The organism is Agrobacterium sp. 719_389 (genome assembly GCF_900188475.1).
GTDB classification, from domain to species: Bacteria; Pseudomonadota; Alphaproteobacteria; order Rhizobiales; family Rhizobiaceae; genus Agrobacterium; species Agrobacterium radiobacter.
Window position 1 is genome coordinate 219,756 of sequence record NZ_FYEM01000005.1, and the last position, 18,358, is coordinate 238,113.

An 18,358-nucleotide genomic window follows, 5' to 3' on the forward strand; every position below is an offset into this window, starting at 1 on the left:
GCTGACCCCGGCAACGGGCGTCAAAAACAGCCGCAACAACCTATATCTCAAGGAGTCTCACATGGAAGCGGAAGCAGCAAAGTACATCGGCGCAGGTCTCGCATGCCTCGGCATGGCTGGTACGTCCCTCGCACTCGGCCGTATCTTCGGTGATTACCTGTCCGGCGCACTGCGCAACCCCTCTGCTGCCGACAGCCAGTTCGGCCGTCTGGTATTCGGCTTCGCCGTTACGGAAGCTCTGGGCATCTTCTCGCTGCTCGTTGCTCTCCTTCTCCTGTTCGCTGTCTAATACCGGCATCAGGTCTGGATCACGGCTCGCGCTGATGGCGTGCCGTGATCCTTCGCATTTGCAGTCCCCCTGGAGGTGAGCATGTTCGTGACCGAGGCTTATGCCCAGTCAGCACCGACCGTAGGTGAAACGCATACGGAAACTCCGGCTGTCGGCCAGCCGCAACCGGAAGCCACGCACACGGAAACCGGTGTGGCGCACGGCGCTGAACACGGCGCTTCCGGCGTATTCCCGCCGTTCGACCAGTCTACTTATGCATCGCAGGTTCTCTGGCTGGCGATTACGTTCGGCCTTTTCTACCTGCTCATGCAGAAGGTCATCGTTCCGCGCGTCGGCGGCATTCTCGAAAACCGTCATGGACGCATCGCACAGGATCTCGATGAAGCGGCACGCCTGAAAAGCGAAGCTGACGCTGCCGTTGAAACCTATGAAAAAGAACTCGCGGCAGCCCGCGCCAAGGCAAGCTCTATCGGCGCCGCGGCACGTGACGCCGCTAAAACGAAGGCCGATGCCGATCGCGCCGCCATCGAGGCCGGACTTGCTGAAAAGCTTGCCGCCGCCGAAAAGCGCATTGCCGGTATCAAGGAACAGGCTTTCGCCGATGTCGGCGCCATTGCCGAGGAAACCGCGACCGCGATCGTTGACCAGCTGGTCGGCGCCAAGGTCAAGGATACCGACGTCAAGGCCGCCATTGCAGCCGCTTCGACTGTGAAGGGAGCCTGATATGGCGTTTGATGCATCATTTTTCGCGCTCGTCGGTCTTGTTCTCTTCTTCGTCCTGATCGCCTATCTCAAGGTTCCGGGCATGCTCTCCAAGTCTCTGGACGAGCGCGCGCAGAACATTCAGGACGAGTTGGCCGAAGCCAAGCGTCTGCGCGAAGAGGCCCAGCACCTGCTGGCCGAATATCAGCGCAAGCGCAAGGAAGCCGAAGCCGAAGCCGCCGGCATCGTTGCCGCCGCCGAGCGTGAAGCCGCAGCGCTCACCGAAGAAGCCAAGCAGAAGACGGAAGAATTCGTCGCCCGCCGTACGGCTTTGTCGGAACAGAAGATCAAGCAGGCCGAAGAAGACGCCATCGGCGCCGTCCGCGCCGCCGCAGTCGATATCGCCATTGCCGCTTCCGAGAAGCTGCTAGCCGAAAAGACCACGGCTGCCACTAAGGCCAAGCTTTTCACCGCCACGATTGGCGAAGTGAAGTCTAAGCTGAACTGAGATTTATCTCGGACTGATAAGAACCCCTCCGGCGAGAGCTGTGAGGGGTTTTTTGTTGTCAAATCTGGTTGGAGTTATAGCGCCAAAGGTGGGTGATCGACCCGCTTTGGCCAAAGTCTTCTTAATGGCGGATATCGGATTGCTCTTCCGCTTTGCACCAACAGCGGACATGCTGTGCATTTTCTGACGCAACCAACTTATCGTCGGGAAGGCTTATTCGATAGCGAGGCACAGAAGCGCCATTTGCTGGTGTGGTCCGATAGGACGCCCGGTCACCTGCTTGACATATTCCAATTCCGGTGCGAATTTTTACCTATGGGGTAGCGATCGCCCCATGAGGCCACGGCCGAAGAATCGCGTCCTTTGAACCCGAAAAAACGGAGGGACGCGCGATGCCGTCATTTCTTGAAATCACACCCGAAAAGCTCAATCGCATTATCGGCACGCCCAACGCGCCGACGATTATCGACGTCCGCACTGACGAGGACTTTGCTGCTGATCCCCGCCTCATACCGGGAGCGATTCGGCGCGATTACCGCCAAGTGATGGACTGGGCCGAAGGGCTTACCGGGCCATTGGTCGTCCTCTGTCAGAAAGGCCAGAAGCTCGGTCACGGTGTTGCCGCTCACCTTCGTGCGGTTGGCAGTGCCGCCGAGGTTCTCGAAGGCGGCTTCGAAGCCTGGCGTGCGTCGAAAGCGGCCCTGGTCCCCGACGATAGGCTGCCGCCCCGCGACAGCCGTGGCCGGACGGTCTGGGTAACCCGCTCGCGTCCGAAAATCGACCGCATCGCCTGCCCGTGGCTGATCCGGCGCTTCGTCGATCCTTCGGCGGTCTTCCTGTTTGTAGCGGCGGCGGAAGTATCAGCGGTCGCCGATCGCTTCAACGCCACGCCCTTCGACATTGAAGAGGTTTACTGGAGCCACCGTGGCGAGCTTTGCACCTTCGACGTCATGGTCGAGGAATTCGGCCTTGCGACGGAGCCCATGCTCCGCCTCGCGACAATCGTCCGGGGAGCAGATACGTCCAGACCCGACCTCGCCCCCGAAGTGCCGGGACTGCTTGCCGCCTCACTCGGCTTATCCCGGATGTTCAACGACGACCTCGAACAACTCGCGGCCGGCATGACGCTTTACGATGCGTTTTACAGATGGTGCCGTGATGCAACCGAGGAGACCCACAACTGGCCCAACCCGAGGAAGGTATGAGACCATGACCGACCTTGCAAAGACCAGTGTCCGCCTGGATGCGGGCGAAGACGACATCGTTCCGCTTTCCGAAGCCGTGAAGGTATGGGCGCGCGTGGCAGCGCTCAGCTTCGGCGGCCCAGCAGGCCAGATAGCAGTGATGCACCGCATCGTCGTTGACGAGAAGCGCTGGGTGGGTGAGCACCGTTTCCTGCATGCCCTCAACTACTGCATGCTGCTGCCGGGGCCGGAGGCTCACCAGCTTGCCATCTATATCGGCTGGCTGCTGAACAAGACCAGGGGCGGCATGATCGCCGGCCTGCTGTTCGTCCTGCCGGGGTTTCTATCCATCCTGGCGCTCAGTTACATCTACGTTATCTTCGGCGACGTCACCGCGATCGAGGGCATGTTCTTCGGGCTGAAATGCGCGGTCCTCGCCGTTGTCGTTCAGGCGGTCTTTCGGATCGGCAGCAGGGCGCTGAAAAACAATGTGATGGTCGCCATGGCGGCCGCCGCCTTCGTCGCGATCTTCTTCCTTCACATGCCCTTTCCACTGATCATCCTCGCGGCCGCAATCATCGGCTGCTTCGGGGGGCGGACAGGGCTTCACGCTTTCAAGGCAAACGGCGGACACAAGTCGGGATCGGGCAAGATACTCGAAGACAGGGATTCCATCCTCGGCGAGGACATTCCCCTTCACGCCAGGCCCAACCTTGCCTGGTCGCTCAAAACCTCTGGCACTCTTGCAGCGCTCTGGCTCATTCCCGTCACAACGTTGATCCTGGTGCTCGGTTGGGACAATGTGTTCTCGAAGATGGGTCTGTTCTTTAGCCAGATGGCCGTCGTCACCTTCGGCGGCGCCTATGCCGTGCTCGCCTACGTCGCTCAGGCTGCGGTGGAAAACTATGGATGGCTTCGTCCGGGAGAAATGCTCGATGGTCTCGGTATGGCCGAGACGACGCCCGGTCCTCTCATTATGGTAACGCAGTTCGTCGGCTTTCTCGCGGGCTATCGCGATCCGGGGGCGTTGTCGCCGCTGGCGGCGGCAACTCTCGGAGCGCTCCTGACGACCTGGGTAACCTTCCTGCCGAGTTTCCTTTGGATATTCGCTGGCGCGCCCTTCATCGAGAAGATGCGCGGTAACGCGGCGCTTGGCGGGGCGATGTCGGCCATCACTGCGGCCGTCGTCGGGGTGATCCTCAACCTGGCGGTCTTGTTTGGACTTCACGTGCTGTTCGAGGAAGTCCGACCCGTGGCCCTCGGCCCGCTGGCATTGGATGTCCCAGTCTTCTCATCACTCCTGCTGCCGTCGCTCGCCCTGACATTGCTCGCGGCATTCGCCATTTTCCGGCTCAAGCTGTCCGTGATAGTCACGCTGGCCCTGTCTGCAGCGCTTGGGATTGCCTGGCGGTCGATAGTTTGAAACCCGGGGTCCGCTTTGGCCTATCGCGGAAGTGATTGCCGGACCTTCATTCACGATCAGTCCCGCTTCAGCGGCCGAAAGCTCATCCTGTGCAACGGGCAGGGGCCGTGGCTTTCGATGGCGCGCAGGTGGGCGGGCGTACCGTAGCCGGCATGGCCTTCGAAGCCGTAGGATGTGTGCACCACACCGGCGCGTTCCATCATCCGGTCGCGCGTCACCTTGGCGATGATCGAGGCTGCGGCGATGGAGAGGGAGCGGGAATCGCCCTTGATGACGGCCTTGGCTTCGCAGGTGATACCCGGCGGCCGGTCGCGGCCGTCGGCGAGAACGAGGGCAGGGGAGATTTCGAGACCGAGCACGGCGCGGCGCATGGCGTCCAGGCTGGCGCGCAGGATATTCATGCTGTCGATCAGGCCGGGGCCGGAGGAGGCGACGGATACGATCGAGGTTTCCATGATCTGTACGAACAGGCTTTCCCGCTTCTGCTTGGTCAGCTTCTTGGAATCGTCCATCCCCTTGGGAATATTGTCCGGATCGAGAATGACGGCTGCCGCAACCACCGGCCCGGCCAAAGGCCCCCGGCCGGCCTCATCCGTGCCGGCGACGGGCCAGAGGCCCTTCTTTTTCGCTTCCAGCTCGAAGGAAAAATCCGGGCCGGTATCGGCAAGATCAAAAAGAGCAGGAGAATCGGGTGTGGCGGTGCGTTTCATGCGGCGAAACTTGCACACACACCCGATCTCCTGCAAGCCCCCGGAAGCGGGCGATGACAGACACGGTGAGCCGGGGTCAAGGGGCGTGGCTCACCCGTGCCCTTTAGGTCGTCATGACCTTTGATCCTCCAACGGGGCAGCGGAGGAAAAACGATCGCACGCGAGGCGGCGGCTCCGGGGGCGATGTCCGGCGGGCCAGGGAAAACCCGCCGGGCATTTCGTCGAGAGCAACAAGATGAGAAGGTTGCTCCTTATTGTTTTGAATTCCGTTTATTATAGGCTCACAGAGCCTCCGACTGTCGGCGAGTTATCCTTCATGCTCGACGTCATCCTCGGGCTTGACCCGAGGATCCACTATCGCGCTCGGTTTAGATCCTCGGCTCAAGCCCGAGGATGACGTCGAGTTCAGTTCGGGCATTCATCATCTCTGTCACTTTCAGCGTTTGCTTCTCAAAGCAGCGACAATTGCACGCCTGCACCGCCCGGAGGCACGAAGAGATCGTCACGCAGGTGGATGCCTCGGCGGATGAGGCCAAGCCGTTTCGTCGCCATCTCGAAACGCCTGCCGATCTGCCAGGCATAGGGGCCGGCGCCCTTCATGCGTTTTCCGAATTCCGCGTCATAATCCTTGCCGTCACGCATGGAGCGCACCAGCGACATGACATGGCGGTAACGGTCCGGATAGTTGCGCAGCAGCCAGTCGCGAAACAGCGGGCTCACCTCCAGCGGCAGGCGCAAAAGCACATAGGAAGCCTCGGTTGCGCCGGCGGTCTTGCCGGCCTCGAGAATGCGTTCGATCTCATGATCGTTGAGCGCCGGAATGACGGGCGCCATCATCACGGCTACGGGAATGCCGGCCTCGGTCAGCGCCTTGACGGCCTCCAGCCGCTTTTCAGGCGTGGCGGCGCGCGGCTCCATGTTGCGTGCGAGCTTGCGGTCCAGCGTGGTCACGGAAATGCCGACCTTGGCGAGACCCTTTTTGGCCATGGGCGCCAGAATGTCGATATCCCGCTTGATCAGCGCCGATTTGGTGACGATGGCGACGGGATGGTCGGCCTTGGCCAGCACTTCCAGTATCTGCCGCATGATGCGCCATTCGCGCTCGATCGGCTGATAAGGGTCGGTATTGGTCCCAATGGCGATCACCCTTGGCTTGTAGCCCGGTTTCGCCAGTTCCCTTTCCAGCAGCTTTGCCGCATCCGGTTTGGCGAAGAGCTTCGATTCGAAATCCAGACCGGCCGAAAGTCCCATATAGCTGTGTGTCGGCCTTGCGAAACAATAGATGCAGCCATGTTCGCAGCCGCGATAGGGATTGATGGAGCGATCGAACGGGATGTCGGGGGATTCATTCCGGGTGATGATGCTGCGCGGTTTTTCCACCTGCACCTCGGTGCGGAACTCCGGCATGTCTTCGAGCGTCTGCCAGCCATCATCGAAAACCTCGTGCTGCAAGGTCTCAAACCGCCCATCCGGATTGAGCCCGGCGCCACGGCCGCGACGACGGTCGATCTCGATGCGCAGGCCAGATGCATCGGCCAGCGCATTGGCAATGTCAGGCATATGGCTCGGCTGGAAGGCAGCCTGCCCAGAAAGCGTATGGTTTCTCATCTGGATGCTCCCAGGACGCCGCACGCCTTTCGAGGCACGCTCAACGCCCTAAACCGTTTCCGTTCGGGCAGGCGTTTAATCGCCTTCCGAATGATTAAATTCCTACATCAGGAATGAGAACATTACAAGAACAAAATTGCAGATTCAGCACGCGCGTCAGATTGGGGGCAGTGACCTCGATATGCTTGACCACATCCTGCGGCCGCGTGATTTTCGGCATAAGCAGCCACGGATTTTACCGCGATCAGCACAGTGGCAATTTATTGTGCGATGCGTTAGAGCTATGCAGATGTTGACAGTCATAATGGAATGCCGGGATCACGAACCGGAACTGGCGCATACGCTGTCTGCGCTTGTCACCGGGGCCGTGGAAGGGCTTGTAAGTGATGTTGTGATTCTTGATCACGGTTCGCGCGATGGGTCGTCGCGCGTCGCCGATGCCGCCGGTTGCCGTTTTTATGGGCAATGGGACATCGAGGATGTCGTGAAGTCCGCGCGCGGCGGCTGGCTGCTTCTGATCGAGCCCGGCGCGCGCCCGCAGGCGGGCTGGATCGACGAGATTCTCGAATATGTGGCGATCTGCGCACAGCCAGCCCGCTTTTCGCCGTCGCGATATCACCGGCGAAATGTCTTCAGCCGCGTTCTGCGCCGCGTTCCGCCATTGGAACACGGATATCTTCTGCCGAAGAAGCACGCCGTGTCGATTGCGAGATCGGGCATGAGCCTGACGCAATTTGTCGGCACGCAAAAACCGCGCCGGCTGAATGCGGAAATAGTGCCCGCCTGGGCGCTGCGCGCTTCGGCTTAAAGGGCGCGTCTTATCCGGCCAGAACCTTGCCAGGATTCATGATGCCGGCGGGGTCGAAAGCATGTTTGATGCGTCGCATCAGGTCCATTTCGATGCCGGGGCGGATGGCGGCCAGTTCATCGCGCTTCAATTGCCCGATGCCGTGTTCGGCCGAAATGGAGCCGCCGAGCGACAGCACGATGCCATGCACGATCTCGTTCATGTCCCGCCAGCGGCCGAGGAATTCGGCCTTGTCGGCGCCGACAGGCTGGGAAATATTGTAGTGGATGTTGCCGTCCCCCAGATGGCCGAAGGCGCAGACGCGCGCACCGGGGATGGCGGCGAGAACCGCCTTTTCCGCCGTGGCCATGAATTCCGGTATTTTCGAAACCGGAACTGAAACATCGTGCTTGATCGACCCGCCTTCGGGCTTCTGCGCATCCGACATGCTCTCACGCATATGCCAGAGCGCCTGCCGCTGCGCCTCCGATGCGGCGATCACGGCATCCTGAACCAGCCCGGCCTCAAAACCGCGCTCCAGCAGCGATTGCATCATCGTGTCCGCCGTCTCCGCCGAATCGGAGGTGGAGATATCGATGAGTGTGTACCAGTCGTGTGGCTGCTCCAGGGGATCGCGCACGCCGGGAATATGCCTGGCGGTGAATTCGACGCCGATTCGCGGCATGAGTTCGAAGCCGGTCAGCGCCGTGCCGCAGAGGTTTGAGGCCATTTCGAACAGCTTCAGCGCATCGTCGGTGGAGGAAAGGCCGGCAAAGGCCACCTGATGGCCGAGCGGCTTCGGGAACAGCTTCAGCACCGCGCCGGTGATGACCCCCAGCGTGCCTTCGGAACCGATGAAGAGATCACGCAGATCGTAACCGGTGTTGTCCTTCTTCAGCCGGCGCAGCCCGTTCCAGATTTCACCTGTCGGCAGCACCACTTCGAGCCCGAGGCACAGCTGGCGCATATTGCCATAGGCGAGAACCGCCGTGCCGCCGGCATTGGTGGCGAGATTGCCGCCGATGCGGCAGGACCCTTGAGAGCCGAGCGACAAAGGGAACATGCGTTCCACCGTGTCGGCGGCCTTGTGGATGTCGTCGAGAATGCAGCCGGCATCGGCGACGATGATATTGGCGACCGGATCGATATCGCGGATGCGGTTCATGCGCTCAAGAGACAGGATGATGTCGGCGCCATCAGCGCGCGGCGTCTGGCCGCCCACAAGGCCGGTATTGCCGGTCTGCGGCACGATGGCAGCGCCGGTCTCGCTGGCGAGTTTCAGGATGGCCGAGACCTCTTCCACCGAACCGGGCTTGAGCAGCAGCGGTGAGGCGCCGCGATAAAGCCCGCGATTCTCCACCAGACGCGGCGCCATTTCCGCCGGGTCGCGCACCGCGTTCTTTTCGCCGACAATGGCGGTAAAGCGGTCAAGGATGTCGGAGGAGGGGATGGCGTTGGTCGTCATGGGCGGCGTCTCGCTGTCTTTTGAAACATGGGCGAAAGGGTGGTTGCCGTCAGCCTCGCGGCGCGGCGGCGCGGGAAAGGCGGTCGTTGATCGCCTCTCCGAGACCATGGGTGGGAATGGCGGTGATGGCGATGGTGTCCGCACCGCTTGCATCGGCGGCTTTCAGATAATCGAACAGATTGGCGGCGGCCTCGGCAAGATCGCCGGAGGGGCTGAGGTCGAGAACGGTGCGCGCGGCCTCTTCGCCTGATATGGCGATGCCGCCGAAGCGGATTAGCGCTTCGCCCGGCAGAACCGAGGTGGCGTGAAGGCGCACGGCGGCGCCCGGCGCATAATGCGAGGCCAGCATTCCCGGCGCTTCAATGGCGGCGGAGGCTTTTTTCGGCCGTTCGAGGCTTTTGCCCGCAACGCGTTCTATGTCCTCGGTGACGATGCCGCCGGGACGAAGCAGCCGCACCCGGCCATCCTCTTCCACCTTGACGATGGTGGATTCGACGCCGACGGAGGCTGCGCCGCCGTCGAGAATGAGATTGATCTTCTGGCCGAGATCCGCTTCCACATGGGCGGCGCTTGTCGGGCTGATCTTGCCGGAACTATTGGCGCTGGGGGCGGCGAGCGGCCTGCCGAAGCGGCGGATGAGATCGCCGGCAAAACCCTGGGGCACACGAATGCCGACCGTATCGAGCCCGGCCGTCGCCAGCGAATGAATGTCGCTTGCCGGTTTCAGCGGTAGCACCAGTGTCAGCGGGCCGGGCCAGAAGGCCTCCGCGAGTTTCCGCGATATCGGGTCGAAAATCGCGTAACGCTCGGCCATGGAGATATCGGCCATGTGGCAGATCAGCGGGTTGAACTGCGGCCGGCCCTTGGTCTCGTAAATACGGGTTATGGCCGCCGGATTGGTGGCGTCGGCGGCAAGGCCATAAACGGTTTCCGTCGGCAGCGCGATGGGCCTGCCGTCCGCAAGCTCGGCAACGGATGCCTGCAGGGCGGTTTCCCGCTCGTTGTCTATATTGATATGACGCGCCATGATGCTGCCTTTCAGGGCGGTCAATAGCGTATTTCAGGGTGGAGTGGGAAGCGCTAATGCATGTCGCCCGAAAGTGGTCTGCGGTTTCGGGATAACGGCATGCATAAAACAAATAAAGATAAAGCGCCGCGGGCGCTTATCGCTTTTATATCGCCTTGATGATCCTGCGCATCTCCTCGGACCGCGCGCCAAGCATGAGCACGTTTTTCAGCGCCACGCGCGGATCGTGGGTCTGGAACAGCAGGCCGCCGCGATGCACGGAGGTGTCGACGGCGATTTCCTGATCCGGAAGCGCGCTGATGGCGACGGCGAAATACATACGCGAATAACGCGCATCGATATTTTCGAAGAAGTTCCCGGCCCCGCTCAGTTCGGCGAAGAAATTCGCGAAATAGAAGGACCAGAGCACATGGCGCTCGGCATCGAAACTCGTTTTCGCCGCCGTGACGTGGCAATAGCCGAGATGCGGGCGGTCATTGAGCAGATGGTGAAAAACCATCTTCGGGAAACGGATGGACTGGTGAAAGGCGTTGAGACGGTTGTGGGTGGCATCAGCGGCGGCTTCCAGCTTTCGCCCGGTCAGCGCAGCCACTTCATCATGACTGTAATAGACGCGTTCCCTCGGCAGCCAGCGCTCTTCATAACGGCTGATGCGCCCCGTCCGCAGGAAATCCGAATGCGCGGTCTTCGATCTTATCGGTGTGACCGAATGCCTGCTCGCATCGAAATAGCGTATGCGTGTCGCCTTCTCCACCGGAAGCGCCCTCGTTGCTGTCGATCCGGCAATATAGTTTAGGGCGCGTTAATACTCCGTTGCGTCGCGCCTCCCGTTTTTTAACGGGTGGGGAGTAAAGCGCGCGACATCGTGCGTCATATTGCGACGTCATTTCCGACATTGAATAGCTGTCGGATTTCCCAGCGGAATGGGCTGCGACGGCGAATTGCGCATGTCGCAATTTGTCGCCAATGCGGAAGCCGATGTCGCTGTTTGTGCTGCCGCAAATGACCGCCGGTGTTTAGATGAGCACATGCTTCCGCAACCCCGCAAATGGTGTCGGGCAGGGCGGTTTGATCGAGGATTTGGCCATGGAATTGCGTGATACCGTATTGCGCCAGCTGAAAAACCGCCGCGAAGGCTTCAGCCTGGAACAGCCCTTCTACACGGACCCGGATTATTTCAGGCTGGACATGGAAACGATCTGGTATCGCGACTGGCTGTTTGTCGGCCATGATTGCGAAGTGCAGAAGTCAGGCAGCTATTTCACCGTTCAGGTCGGGGCTTATTCCGTCGTCATCGTTCGCGGTCGCGATGGGCAGATCCGCGCCTTGCACAATTCCTGTCGCCACCGCGGCTCCCGCGTCTGCACCACGCAGAAGGGCCAGTCGGCGCGCCTTGTCTGTCCTTACCACCAGTGGACCTACGATCTCGACGGCAAGCTGCTCTTTGCACGTCACATGGGTGAAGAGTTCGACAAGGGCGATTTCGGCCTGAAGCCCGTCGCCTGCGAAACCGTCGCCGGTTACGTCTTCATCTGCCTTGCCGATCAGCCGGCGGATTTCGAGCCCATGCGCAAGGAAGTCGAGAGCTACATGGCTCCGCACCGCATCTGGGAAGCGAAGGTCGCGCATGAGAGCACGATCATCGAAAAGGGCAACTGGAAGCTCGTCTGGGAAAATAACCGCGAGTGCTACCATTGCGCCGCCAACCACCCGGAACTCTGCCGCACCTATCCCGAAAACCCGAGCGTGACGGGAACGGATGGCGGCGCGAGCGACCCCGAAATCGGCGGCCACTGGGCGCGCTGCGAGGCCGCCGGCCTGCCGAGCCGCTTCAAGATCGACCCGAAGGGCCAGTTCCGCGTCGCCCGCATGCCGCTGATCGGTGAAGCGGAAAGCTACACCATGTCTGGCAAGCGCGCCGTGCGCCGGCCGCTGTCTGACGATGTCAGCATCAGCCATATCGGCGCGCTGCTCCTGTTCCATTATCCAACGACATGGAACCATTTCCTCGGCGACCACACCATTTCCTTCCGCGTGCTGCCGCTCAGCGCCACGGAAACCATGGTCACCACCAAATGGCTGGTGCACAAGGATGCGGTTGAAGGCGTGGATTACGATCTTGAAGATCTCACCCACGTCTGGAACGAGACCAACGATCAGGACCGCCGCATCGTCGAGGAAAATGCTTTCGGCATTCGCTCGCCCGCCTATGAGCCCGGCCCCTATTCCATGGAGGATGAGGGCGGCGTGATGCAGTTCGTCAACTGGTATTCCGATTTCATGGTCGACCGGCTCTCCGGCGATAAGGCCCGGCTTTCTGCTGTAGCGTGATGCGAAGATGAATATGGTTGTGACCTACAAGCACATAGACGAGATGAAGCCGTGGAGCGACAAGCTCCAGCTGCTGGAATGCATTTCAGTGACGCCAGAGACCTCGGACGTCATGACGTTTCTGTTCCGCTCCGAGGACCAGAACTGGTTCCGGTATCTGCCGGGCCAGTTCGTCACGCTGGAATTGCCCGTGGGTGCGGAGCCGCTCTACCGCACCTACACCTTGTCCTCCAGCCCGTCTCGACCCTATGCGCTGTCGGTCACGGTCAAAGCGCAGGCCGCCAGCATCGGCACGCGCTGGATGTTCGACAATCTGAAGCCCGGCATGAAAATCCGGGCGCTCGGGCCGCTCGGCGACTTTTCCTACGTCAAGCATCCCGGCGACAAATATCTCTTCATTTCGGCGGGCTCCGGCGTCACGCCGATGATGTCGATGGTGCGCGACATGAGTGACCGCGCGCCGCAGAGCGACATTGCCTTCGTCAATTGTTCGCGCACACCCGGCGATATCGTCTTCCGTCACGAACTGGAATATCTCGCCCGTTTCATGCCGAACCTGTCGCTCGGCTTCATTGTCGAGAAATGTGGTCGCACCGACCTGTGGTCTGGCCTGAAGGGCATGGTCGACAAGGCAAAGATCGCGCTTCTGGCGCCTGATTTCATGGAGCGTACCGTCTTCTGTTGCGGGCCGGAACCGTTCATGGCCGCCGTCCGCTCCATGCTCGATGCATCCGGCTTCGATATGAGCCGTTACCATCAGGAAAGCTTCGCGCCGGCTGCGCCGGTCACCGTCGGTGAAAACGTCCTCACCGGTGCGGATGGCGAAGCGCTGTCGATGGTGGGTTTCACCCTTTCCGGCAAGGAAATGCCCTGCCAGCCCGGCCAGACGGTTCTGATGACCGCGCGCGCCGCCGGCGTCCGTATCGGTGCTGCCTGCGAATCCGGCATCTGCGGCACCTGCCGGGTGCTGAAGCTTTCGGGTGAGGTGGAGATGAACCACAATGGCGGCATTCTCGATGAGGAAATCGAGGAAGGCTATATTCTTGCCTGCTGCTCGCGGCCTCTGACTGACGTGAAGGTGGAAGCCTGATACGAGCAGGCGTTTCATTTTATCCGCCTTTCACCGGATAGTTGTCTGGAACCAAATTTCTCTAAACTCGTTTGCACGTCATCGAATTCTTTTCGGGCATAAAGGGGGCTGTCCCATATCTCCGACAAGAGCGACTGTGTGAAAAGGCGCGGTTCAACGCGTCTAAGCAAACGGAGGAAGATCATGATGAATTTCCGGACAACGAGTGTCGCCACGGCGATAGTCGTGTTCCTCACCAGCTTTACGCCATCGCAGGCGTTCCAGGCGCCAGTGCCGATGCCGAAGCCGGCGATCACGGCCGACAATAATGTTGTGCCGGTGCAGTACCGTGAATGGGACCGCAGAGGCGACCGCAGGTACGGCGACCGGATGTATCGCCCGCGCCCGCCGCGTGATGGATATTACAATGGTCACCGTGGTTATCGCGACCGCCGTCCGGGATATCGTTATCACAACGGTTACTGGTTCCCGCTTGCAGCCTTTGCCGCAGGCGCGATCATCGGCGGCGCGGTGCAGCAGCCGCGTCCGGCCTATGGCGGCAGCCATGTCGCGTGGTGTCAGAACCGTTGGCGCTCGTATCGCGCTTATGACAACAGCTACCAGCCCAATAGCGGTCCGCGCCGCATCTGTGTGTCGCCTTACAGCCGCTGATAGTGGTTTTCGAAAGCCCGGATTTTGATCCGGGCTTTTGCTTTCAGGCGGCCGGGCTGGGTAACTGAAGCGTGAATGGATCGTTAATGCTGGGTTCAGGCGAAAACGCCTAGCCTGCAACCGGTAATGTTCCGGCCAGAACCGACAAACTGGCTGAGTAAGAAGAAAAAGGTGTTATTATTCACGTCCAACGGCCTGTCGACCGTCGTGAATGGAGGAAGTCAGATGAGAGACTATATGAAGAATATCTTGGCTGTCGGTCTTTCTGCGATCGTGGTAGCAGGAGCGATTGTTCCGGCAGAAGCAGCGATGCCATTACCGATGGCGCCGAAGAGTGTGGAGACGGCGGGCAACGACGCCAGCAAGAATATCGTGAATGTTCAGTACTGGCGCGATCGTCGCGACTGGGATGGCGGACGTCGAGGCTGGTATGGCGGCCATCGCGGCTATCGTGATTACCGCCCGGGCTATCGCCACCATGACGGTTACTGGTTCCCGCTCGCAGCCTTTGCGACGGGTGCGATCATCGGCGGCGCGCTGTCGCAGCCGCGTGAAGTCTACCGTCCGGTTCCCGAATATCGTCCGCGTCCGGTCTATCGCGAATATCGTCCGGTCCGCCGCGGCGGTATGAGCCAGGCGCATGTGAACTGGTGCTATGGCCGCTATCGGTCCTACGATGCCTATAGCAACACGTTCCAGCCTTACCATGGCCCGCGTCAGCCCTGCTATTCGCCTTACAGCTGATAGAATGCCAGGCTGAAATTGACAGAGCCGTCCGGTTACGACCGGGCGGCTTTTTGCGTTACAGGATTCGTGCGCGCTTCAGGACGAACCAGGCGAGTGCAACCGAAATCACGATGAAGATGCTGGCCGACAGCGTGCCGCCGGTGCCGACGGTAAACGGCAGTTCGTCCGTATTCATGCCGAAGAAACCGGTGACCAGCGATGGCGGCAGCAGGAATGCCGTCATCAGCGACAGGATATAGAGGTGCCGGTTGGTTTCGGACGAGAGTTTGGAATCGATTTCTTCGTGCAGCAGCCTTGCACGCTCCTGCAGGGCATAAACGTCATGATCGACAGCCTCAAGGCGACCCATCAGGCGTGAAGCGACATCCTCGAAACCATCAGGCATTTCGTCATCATCGGCAGCCGAGGCCCGTCGCATCAGGGTCAGTACGGTGCGCAGATGCCGATGCAGGCGAACCACCGTGCGGCGCAGCGGGGCAAGCCGCCGCCGTTCGTCGCGTGTCTCGCTGTCATAGACCAGATCCTCGATGGTGTTCAGTTCCTCCGTCGTCTCCATCACCAGATTGATGAGCGAGCGCTGGAATTCGGCGACGAGGCCTTCGAACACATGTGATGGCGTGAGATAGCGGTTGGAATTCTTGTCGACCGCCGCCTTCAGCCGGTCCACCGAATGCAGTGGCTGCAGGCGGGTGGTGATGATGAAACGGTCGCTAACCGCAAAATGCAGCCAGCCGAAATCGCGCGTTTCCTTGTCGAATTCCCGCTGGAAATCAACGAGCGTGCCATAGAGCGACTTTTCATCGACCACGATGGACGGATGTGTCTCATGGGTGGTGAGGCTTGCGCGCGCTGCCGGATCGAGACCGTCGATGGTCTCGAGAAAACCCGCCACGCGCTGATCGGCGAGATTGAGATGCAGCCAGAAGAAGCCTTCGCACTCGGCCATCTCGTGAAAGCCGGCATCGGGTGCAAGACGGCGGCATGGGGCCGTGCCGGGGTGGAATTGATAGGCCCAGACAAGGCCCGGAATAACTGGCGTTATGAGATCCATCGTGGCAGTCCTGACCGGCTGGATGGGAGGAGGGAGGCGCCCGTCGTTCCGGTGTGGGAGCAGCGGCGTCATCGAGGCGACTTTCAGCGCATGCTGAGCAAATTCATATGACAGTTTTATAACAATCCCGTCGAAATGACGGGAATTTTCAAATTGACGTTTACGTAAAAATCATTTAGCCCGAAGCCAGTAGCAAGATGCCAGAGCTTCGGGAGGAGGCAGCATGTATAGCGCGCCGGTGGATGATATCGCCTTTACACTCAAACATGTAGCGGGTCTTGAAGACGCGCTTTCAAAGGGTGTGCTTGGCGATCTCGGTGAAGACCTTGTGGATGCCATTCTGCAGGAAGCTGGCCGTTTCGCCACGGAACAGGTCGCACCGCTTGCCGATATTGGCGACCGTCAGGGCGCGAAGCTCGCCGACGGCAAGGTGACGACGCCTGACGGTTGGGCCGATCTTTACCGCCGCTGGGCGGAAGCGGGCTGGAACAGCCTGACAGCGCCGGAGGAGTTCGGCGGCCAGAACCTGCCGCATATGCTGAATGTCGCTGCACTCGAAATGTGGAATTCCGGCTCCATGGCCTTCGCGCTGGCGCCGACGTTGACCATGGGCGCCGTCGAAGCTCTCGTCGCCCACGGCAGCAACGATCTCAAGCGTATCTATCTTCCGAAACTCGTTTCCGGTGAATGGACCGGCACCATGAACCTGACCGAGCCGCATGCGGGTTCGGATCTCGGGGTTCTGAAGACCCGGGCGGAGCGCAATGGTGACGGCGCCTACCGCATCTTCGGCCAGAAGATTTTCATCACCTGGGGCGAACACGACGCGGCTGACAACATCATCCACCTCGTTCTCGCCCGCCTTCCGGATGCACCGGCCGGCACGCGCGGCATCTCGCTGTTCCTCGTTCCGAAATTCCTGCCTGATGAAAACGGTGCGCCCGGCGGCCGCAACGACCTTTTCTGCCATTCGCTGGAGCACAAGCTCGGCATTCATGGTTCGCCCACCTGCACGATGATCTTCGGCGATGGGAAATTCGGTGACGAAAAGGGCGCTCTCGGCTGGCTGGTCGGCGAAGAGAACAAGGGCCTCGCCTGCATGTTCACCATGATGAACAATGCCCGCCTTGCCGTCGGCATGCAGGGTGTTGCGATCTGCGAAGCGGCGACCCAGAAGGCGATCGAATACGCCCGGGAGCGCACGCAGGGCAAGGCGCCCGGCTGGCAGGGCTCCGGCATGAGCCCGATCATCGAACACCCTGATATCGCCAGAACGCTTCTGACGATGAAGGCGCTGACTCAAGGATCGCGGGCGATTTCCTTCAGCTGCGCGCACGCCATCGATATGGCGCATGCCAGCGAAGACGCCCGGCAGCGCGCGCACTGGCAGGAGCGCGCTGCCCTTCTGACCCCGATCGCCAAATCCTTCTCCACCGATGCCGGCGTCGATGTCGCCTCCATGGGCATTCAGGTGCATGGCGGCATGGGCTTCATCGAGGAAACCGGCGCGGCGCGTTATCTGCGCGATGCCCGCATCGCGCCGATCTACGAGGGCACCAACGGCATCCAGGCCATCGATCTGGTGCTGCGCAAGCTGCCGCTCTCCGAAGGCGCGCAGGTGCGCGGTTTCATCGCCGAACTGCGCGAGATCGCCGCCCGGACAGCCGCATCGAACCGCGATGATCTTGGTGAGACCGCCCGTTATCTTGAAGCCAGCCTCAACGATCTGGAAACGGCGACGGATTGGCTGCTGGAGCGCATCAAGGCAGGCGAAACCGAAACGGCACTCGCGGGCGCGACACCCTATCAGCGTCTTTTCGGTCTGGCGCTGACAGGCGCTTATCTCGCCAAGGGCGCATTGGTCTCTGTTGATGATGGCAGGGGTGGACATCGCGCCGCACTTTGCCGCTTTGCGGCGGAAAACCTGCTGGCGGAAACGGCAGCGCTGAAGGATCGCGTCATATCAGGCGCGGCAAGCCTTGCCGCCGCCCGCACCGTGTTGGCTTGAGGAGGCTCATATGTCGGACGATCACATTCTCGTCGAGCGGGTCGGCCATGCGCCGGAGGTTCTGACTATCCGCTTCAACCGGCCGGACAAGAAAAACGCCATTACCGATGCCATGTATATGCGCATGGCCGAGGCGTTGCAGGCCGCCAATTCGGACCCGGACATCCGCGTCGTTGCGTTTTTCGGCACGGAAGGCTGCTTTTCCGCCGGTAACGACATGGCCGATTTCCTGGCCTTCGCCATGTCCGGCGGCAAGGGGAAACTCGCAGCCTTGGAACTTCTGAAAGCGCTCGTCGCCTTCGACAAGCCAATGGTATCAGGCGTGGACGGGCTCGCCATCGGCATCGGCACGACGCTGAACCTGCATTGCGACCTGACGGTCGCTTCCAACCGCAGCCTGTTCAAGACGCCCTTCGTGGATCTGGCGCTGGTGCCGGAAGCGGCCTCCAGCCTGCTTGTGCCGAAGCTTATGGGCCACCAGCGCGCCTTTGCGCTGCTTGCCATGGGCGAGGGTTTTTCCGCTGAGCAGGCACTGCAGGCCGGGATGATCTGGAAAGTCGTCGCATCAGAATATGTCGAAACCGAAACGCTGGCGCTCGCCACCCGGCTTGCCGCCAAACCACAGCAGGCGCTGAAGATCGCCCGCGATCTGGTTCGCGGAAACCCGGCCGATATTCTCGCCCGCATCGAAGAGGAAGGCCGCCATTTCATCGCACAGCTGCAAAGTGCTGAAGCTCGGGCTGCTTTCGAGGCATTCATGCGTCGCTGAGTGCCGCT

General features: G+C 60.7%; 18 protein-coding genes. 12 read left to right on the top strand and 6 right to left on the bottom strand.

What is annotated here, in order from left to right; translation table 11 throughout:
• The first annotated feature begins 61 nt into the window (after positions 1–61).
• The 5 genes from CFB10_RS11690 to chrA all read left to right on the top strand — a co-directional run bounded on the left by CFB10_RS11690 (position 62) and on the right by chrA (position 4,106).
• Positions 62–289: a F0F1 ATP synthase subunit C gene (locus CFB10_RS11690; protein ID WP_003494147.1), complete on the top strand. Its 228-nt coding sequence runs from the start codon at positions 62–64 to the stop codon at positions 287–289.
• 81 nt (positions 290–370) lie between these two features.
• The gene (locus tag CFB10_RS11695) at positions 371–1,012 is read left to right on the top strand and encodes a F0F1 ATP synthase subunit B (RefSeq protein WP_020010561.1); all 642 of its coding nucleotides are present in this window, start codon (positions 371–373) and stop codon (positions 1,010–1,012) included.
• A gap of 1 nt (position 1,013) precedes the next feature.
• Positions 1,014–1,499, top strand: coding sequence for a F0F1 ATP synthase subunit B (locus CFB10_RS11700; RefSeq protein WP_020010562.1), 486 nt, complete (start codon positions 1,014–1,016; stop codon positions 1,497–1,499).
• Positions 1,500–1,891: 392 nt separating this feature from the next.
• The gene (locus CFB10_RS11705; RefSeq protein ID WP_020010563.1) at positions 1,892–2,704 is read left to right on the top strand and encodes a sulfurtransferase/chromate resistance protein; all 813 of its coding nucleotides are present in this window, start codon (positions 1,892–1,894) and stop codon (positions 2,702–2,704) included.
• 4 nt (positions 2,705–2,708) lie between these two features.
• Entirely contained in the window at positions 2,709–4,106 is a 1,398-nt protein-coding gene (gene chrA, locus CFB10_RS11710; protein ID WP_020010564.1) for a chromate efflux transporter, read from the top strand.
• A 56-nt stretch (positions 4,107–4,162) separates the two neighbouring features.
• Here the strand turns inward: chrA and CFB10_RS11715 are convergent, their stop codons facing one another.
• Together CFB10_RS11715 and CFB10_RS11720 are read right to left on the bottom strand one after the other, a co-directional pair.
• Positions 4,163–4,816, bottom strand: coding sequence for a ribonuclease HII (locus CFB10_RS11715; RefSeq protein ID WP_020010565.1), 654 nt, complete (start codon positions 4,814–4,816; stop codon positions 4,163–4,165).
• Between the two features lie 450 nt (positions 4,817–5,266).
• A complete protein-coding gene (locus tag CFB10_RS11720) occupies positions 5,267–6,424 on the bottom strand; it encodes a PA0069 family radical SAM protein (RefSeq protein WP_026363688.1) in 1,158 nt (385 codons plus the stop codon).
• Positions 6,425–6,713: 289 nt separating this feature from the next.
• Here CFB10_RS11720 and CFB10_RS11725 point away from each other — a divergent pair, with 289 nt between their 5' ends.
• Positions 6,714–7,232 carry a glycosyl transferase gene (locus CFB10_RS11725; protein WP_026363689.1) on the top strand — a complete coding sequence of 173 codons (519 nt, stop codon included), beginning with the start codon at positions 6,714–6,716 and terminating at the stop codon, positions 7,230–7,232.
• 10 nt (positions 7,233–7,242) lie between these two features.
• Here the strand turns inward: CFB10_RS11725 and CFB10_RS11730 are convergent, their stop codons facing one another.
• The 3 genes from CFB10_RS11730 to CFB10_RS11740 form a co-directional block, all read right to left on the bottom strand.
• Positions 7,243–8,676 carry an FAD-binding oxidoreductase gene (locus CFB10_RS11730; protein ID WP_026363690.1) on the bottom strand — a complete coding sequence of 478 codons (1,434 nt, stop codon included), beginning with the start codon at positions 8,674–8,676 and terminating at the stop codon, positions 7,243–7,245.
• A 49-nt stretch (positions 8,677–8,725) separates the two neighbouring features.
• Entirely contained in the window at positions 8,726–9,703 is a 978-nt protein-coding gene (locus tag CFB10_RS11735; protein ID WP_026363691.1) for an L-threonylcarbamoyladenylate synthase, read from the bottom strand.
• A 145-nt stretch (positions 9,704–9,848) separates the two neighbouring features.
• A complete protein-coding gene (locus CFB10_RS11740) occupies positions 9,849–10,457 on the bottom strand; it encodes a DUF6656 family protein (RefSeq protein ID WP_020010570.1) in 609 nt (202 codons plus the stop codon).
• A gap of 332 nt (positions 10,458–10,789) precedes the next feature.
• Between CFB10_RS11740 and CFB10_RS11745 the strand changes: the two genes are divergently transcribed.
• The 4 genes from CFB10_RS11745 to CFB10_RS11760 all read left to right on the top strand — a co-directional run bounded on the left by CFB10_RS11745 (position 10,790) and on the right by CFB10_RS11760 (position 14,519).
• Positions 10,790–12,034, top strand: a complete 1,245-nt coding sequence (locus CFB10_RS11745; protein ID WP_026363692.1) for an aromatic ring-hydroxylating dioxygenase subunit alpha — start codon at positions 10,790–10,792, stop codon at positions 12,032–12,034.
• Positions 12,035–12,041: 7 nt separating this feature from the next.
• Positions 12,042–13,124, top strand: coding sequence for a hybrid-cluster NAD(P)-dependent oxidoreductase (locus CFB10_RS11750; RefSeq protein ID WP_020010572.1), 1,083 nt, complete (start codon positions 12,042–12,044; stop codon positions 13,122–13,124).
• 183 nt (positions 13,125–13,307) lie between these two features.
• Complete coding sequence (locus CFB10_RS11755; protein WP_026363693.1) at positions 13,308–13,775, top strand: BA14K family protein; 468 nt, start codon at positions 13,308–13,310, stop codon at positions 13,773–13,775.
• Positions 13,776–14,000: 225 nt separating this feature from the next.
• Positions 14,001–14,519, top strand: coding sequence for a BA14K family protein (locus CFB10_RS11760; RefSeq protein ID WP_026363694.1), 519 nt, complete (start codon positions 14,001–14,003; stop codon positions 14,517–14,519).
• Between the two features lie 58 nt (positions 14,520–14,577).
• Here the strand turns inward: CFB10_RS11760 and CFB10_RS11765 are convergent, their stop codons facing one another.
• Entirely contained in the window at positions 14,578–15,573 is a 996-nt protein-coding gene (locus CFB10_RS11765; RefSeq protein WP_020010576.1) for a transporter, read from the bottom strand.
• A 223-nt stretch (positions 15,574–15,796) separates the two neighbouring features.
• On the opposite strand from CFB10_RS11765, the gene CFB10_RS11770 reads away from it, so the two are divergent.
• Together CFB10_RS11770 and CFB10_RS11775 are read left to right on the top strand one after the other, a co-directional pair.
• Positions 15,797–17,581, top strand: a complete 1,785-nt coding sequence (locus CFB10_RS11770) for an acyl-CoA dehydrogenase (RefSeq protein WP_020010577.1) — start codon at positions 15,797–15,799, stop codon at positions 17,579–17,581.
• Positions 17,582–17,591: 10 nt separating this feature from the next.
• Positions 17,592–18,350 (top strand): crotonase/enoyl-CoA hydratase family protein, encoded by a 759-nt coding sequence (locus CFB10_RS11775; protein ID WP_020010578.1) that lies wholly within the window; start codon positions 17,592–17,594, stop codon positions 18,348–18,350.
• The last annotated feature ends 8 nt before the right edge of the window (positions 18,351–18,358 follow it).

What these genes read in the sequence shown, in the direction of transcription:
- CFB10_RS11705 (WP_020010563.1), top strand. Translation starts at nt 1,892, where the DNA reads ATGCCGTCATTTCTTGAAATCACACCCGAAAAGCTCAATCGCATTATC.
- CFB10_RS11715 (WP_020010565.1), bottom strand. Translation starts at nt 4,816, where the DNA reads ATGAAACGCACCGCCACACCCGATTCTCCTGCTCTTTTTGATCTTGCC.
- CFB10_RS11730 (WP_026363690.1), bottom strand. Translation starts at nt 8,676, where the DNA reads ATGACGACCAACGCCATCCCCTCCTCCGACATCCTTGACCGCTTTACC.
- CFB10_RS11700 (WP_020010562.1), top strand. Translation starts at nt 1,014, where the DNA reads ATGGCGTTTGATGCATCATTTTTCGCGCTCGTCGGTCTTGTTCTCTTC.
- CFB10_RS11755 (WP_026363693.1), top strand. Translation starts at nt 13,308, where the DNA reads ATGATGAATTTCCGGACAACGAGTGTCGCCACGGCGATAGTCGTGTTC.
- chrA (WP_020010564.1), top strand. Translation starts at nt 2,709, where the DNA reads ATGACCGACCTTGCAAAGACCAGTGTCCGCCTGGATGCGGGCGAAGAC.
- CFB10_RS11775 (WP_020010578.1), top strand. Translation starts at nt 17,592, where the DNA reads ATGTCGGACGATCACATTCTCGTCGAGCGGGTCGGCCATGCGCCGGAG.
- CFB10_RS11720 (WP_026363688.1), bottom strand. Translation starts at nt 6,424, where the DNA reads ATGAGAAACCATACGCTTTCTGGGCAGGCTGCCTTCCAGCCGAGCCAT.
- CFB10_RS11765 (WP_020010576.1), bottom strand. Translation starts at nt 15,573, where the DNA reads ATGGATCTCATAACGCCAGTTATTCCGGGCCTTGTCTGGGCCTATCAA.
- CFB10_RS11745 (WP_026363692.1), top strand. Translation starts at nt 10,790, where the DNA reads ATGGAATTGCGTGATACCGTATTGCGCCAGCTGAAAAACCGCCGCGAA.
- CFB10_RS11735 (WP_026363691.1), bottom strand. Translation starts at nt 9,703, where the DNA reads ATGGCGCGTCATATCAATATAGACAACGAGCGGGAAACCGCCCTGCAG.
- CFB10_RS11690 (WP_003494147.1), top strand. Translation starts at nt 62, where the DNA reads ATGGAAGCGGAAGCAGCAAAGTACATCGGCGCAGGTCTCGCATGCCTC.
- CFB10_RS11770 (WP_020010577.1), top strand. Translation starts at nt 15,797, where the DNA reads ATGTATAGCGCGCCGGTGGATGATATCGCCTTTACACTCAAACATGTA.
- CFB10_RS11760 (WP_026363694.1), top strand. Translation starts at nt 14,001, where the DNA reads ATGAGAGACTATATGAAGAATATCTTGGCTGTCGGTCTTTCTGCGATC.
- CFB10_RS11750 (WP_020010572.1), top strand. Translation starts at nt 12,042, where the DNA reads ATGAATATGGTTGTGACCTACAAGCACATAGACGAGATGAAGCCGTGG.
- CFB10_RS11725 (WP_026363689.1), top strand. Translation starts at nt 6,714, where the DNA reads ATGTTGACAGTCATAATGGAATGCCGGGATCACGAACCGGAACTGGCG.
- CFB10_RS11695 (WP_020010561.1), top strand. Translation starts at nt 371, where the DNA reads ATGTTCGTGACCGAGGCTTATGCCCAGTCAGCACCGACCGTAGGTGAA.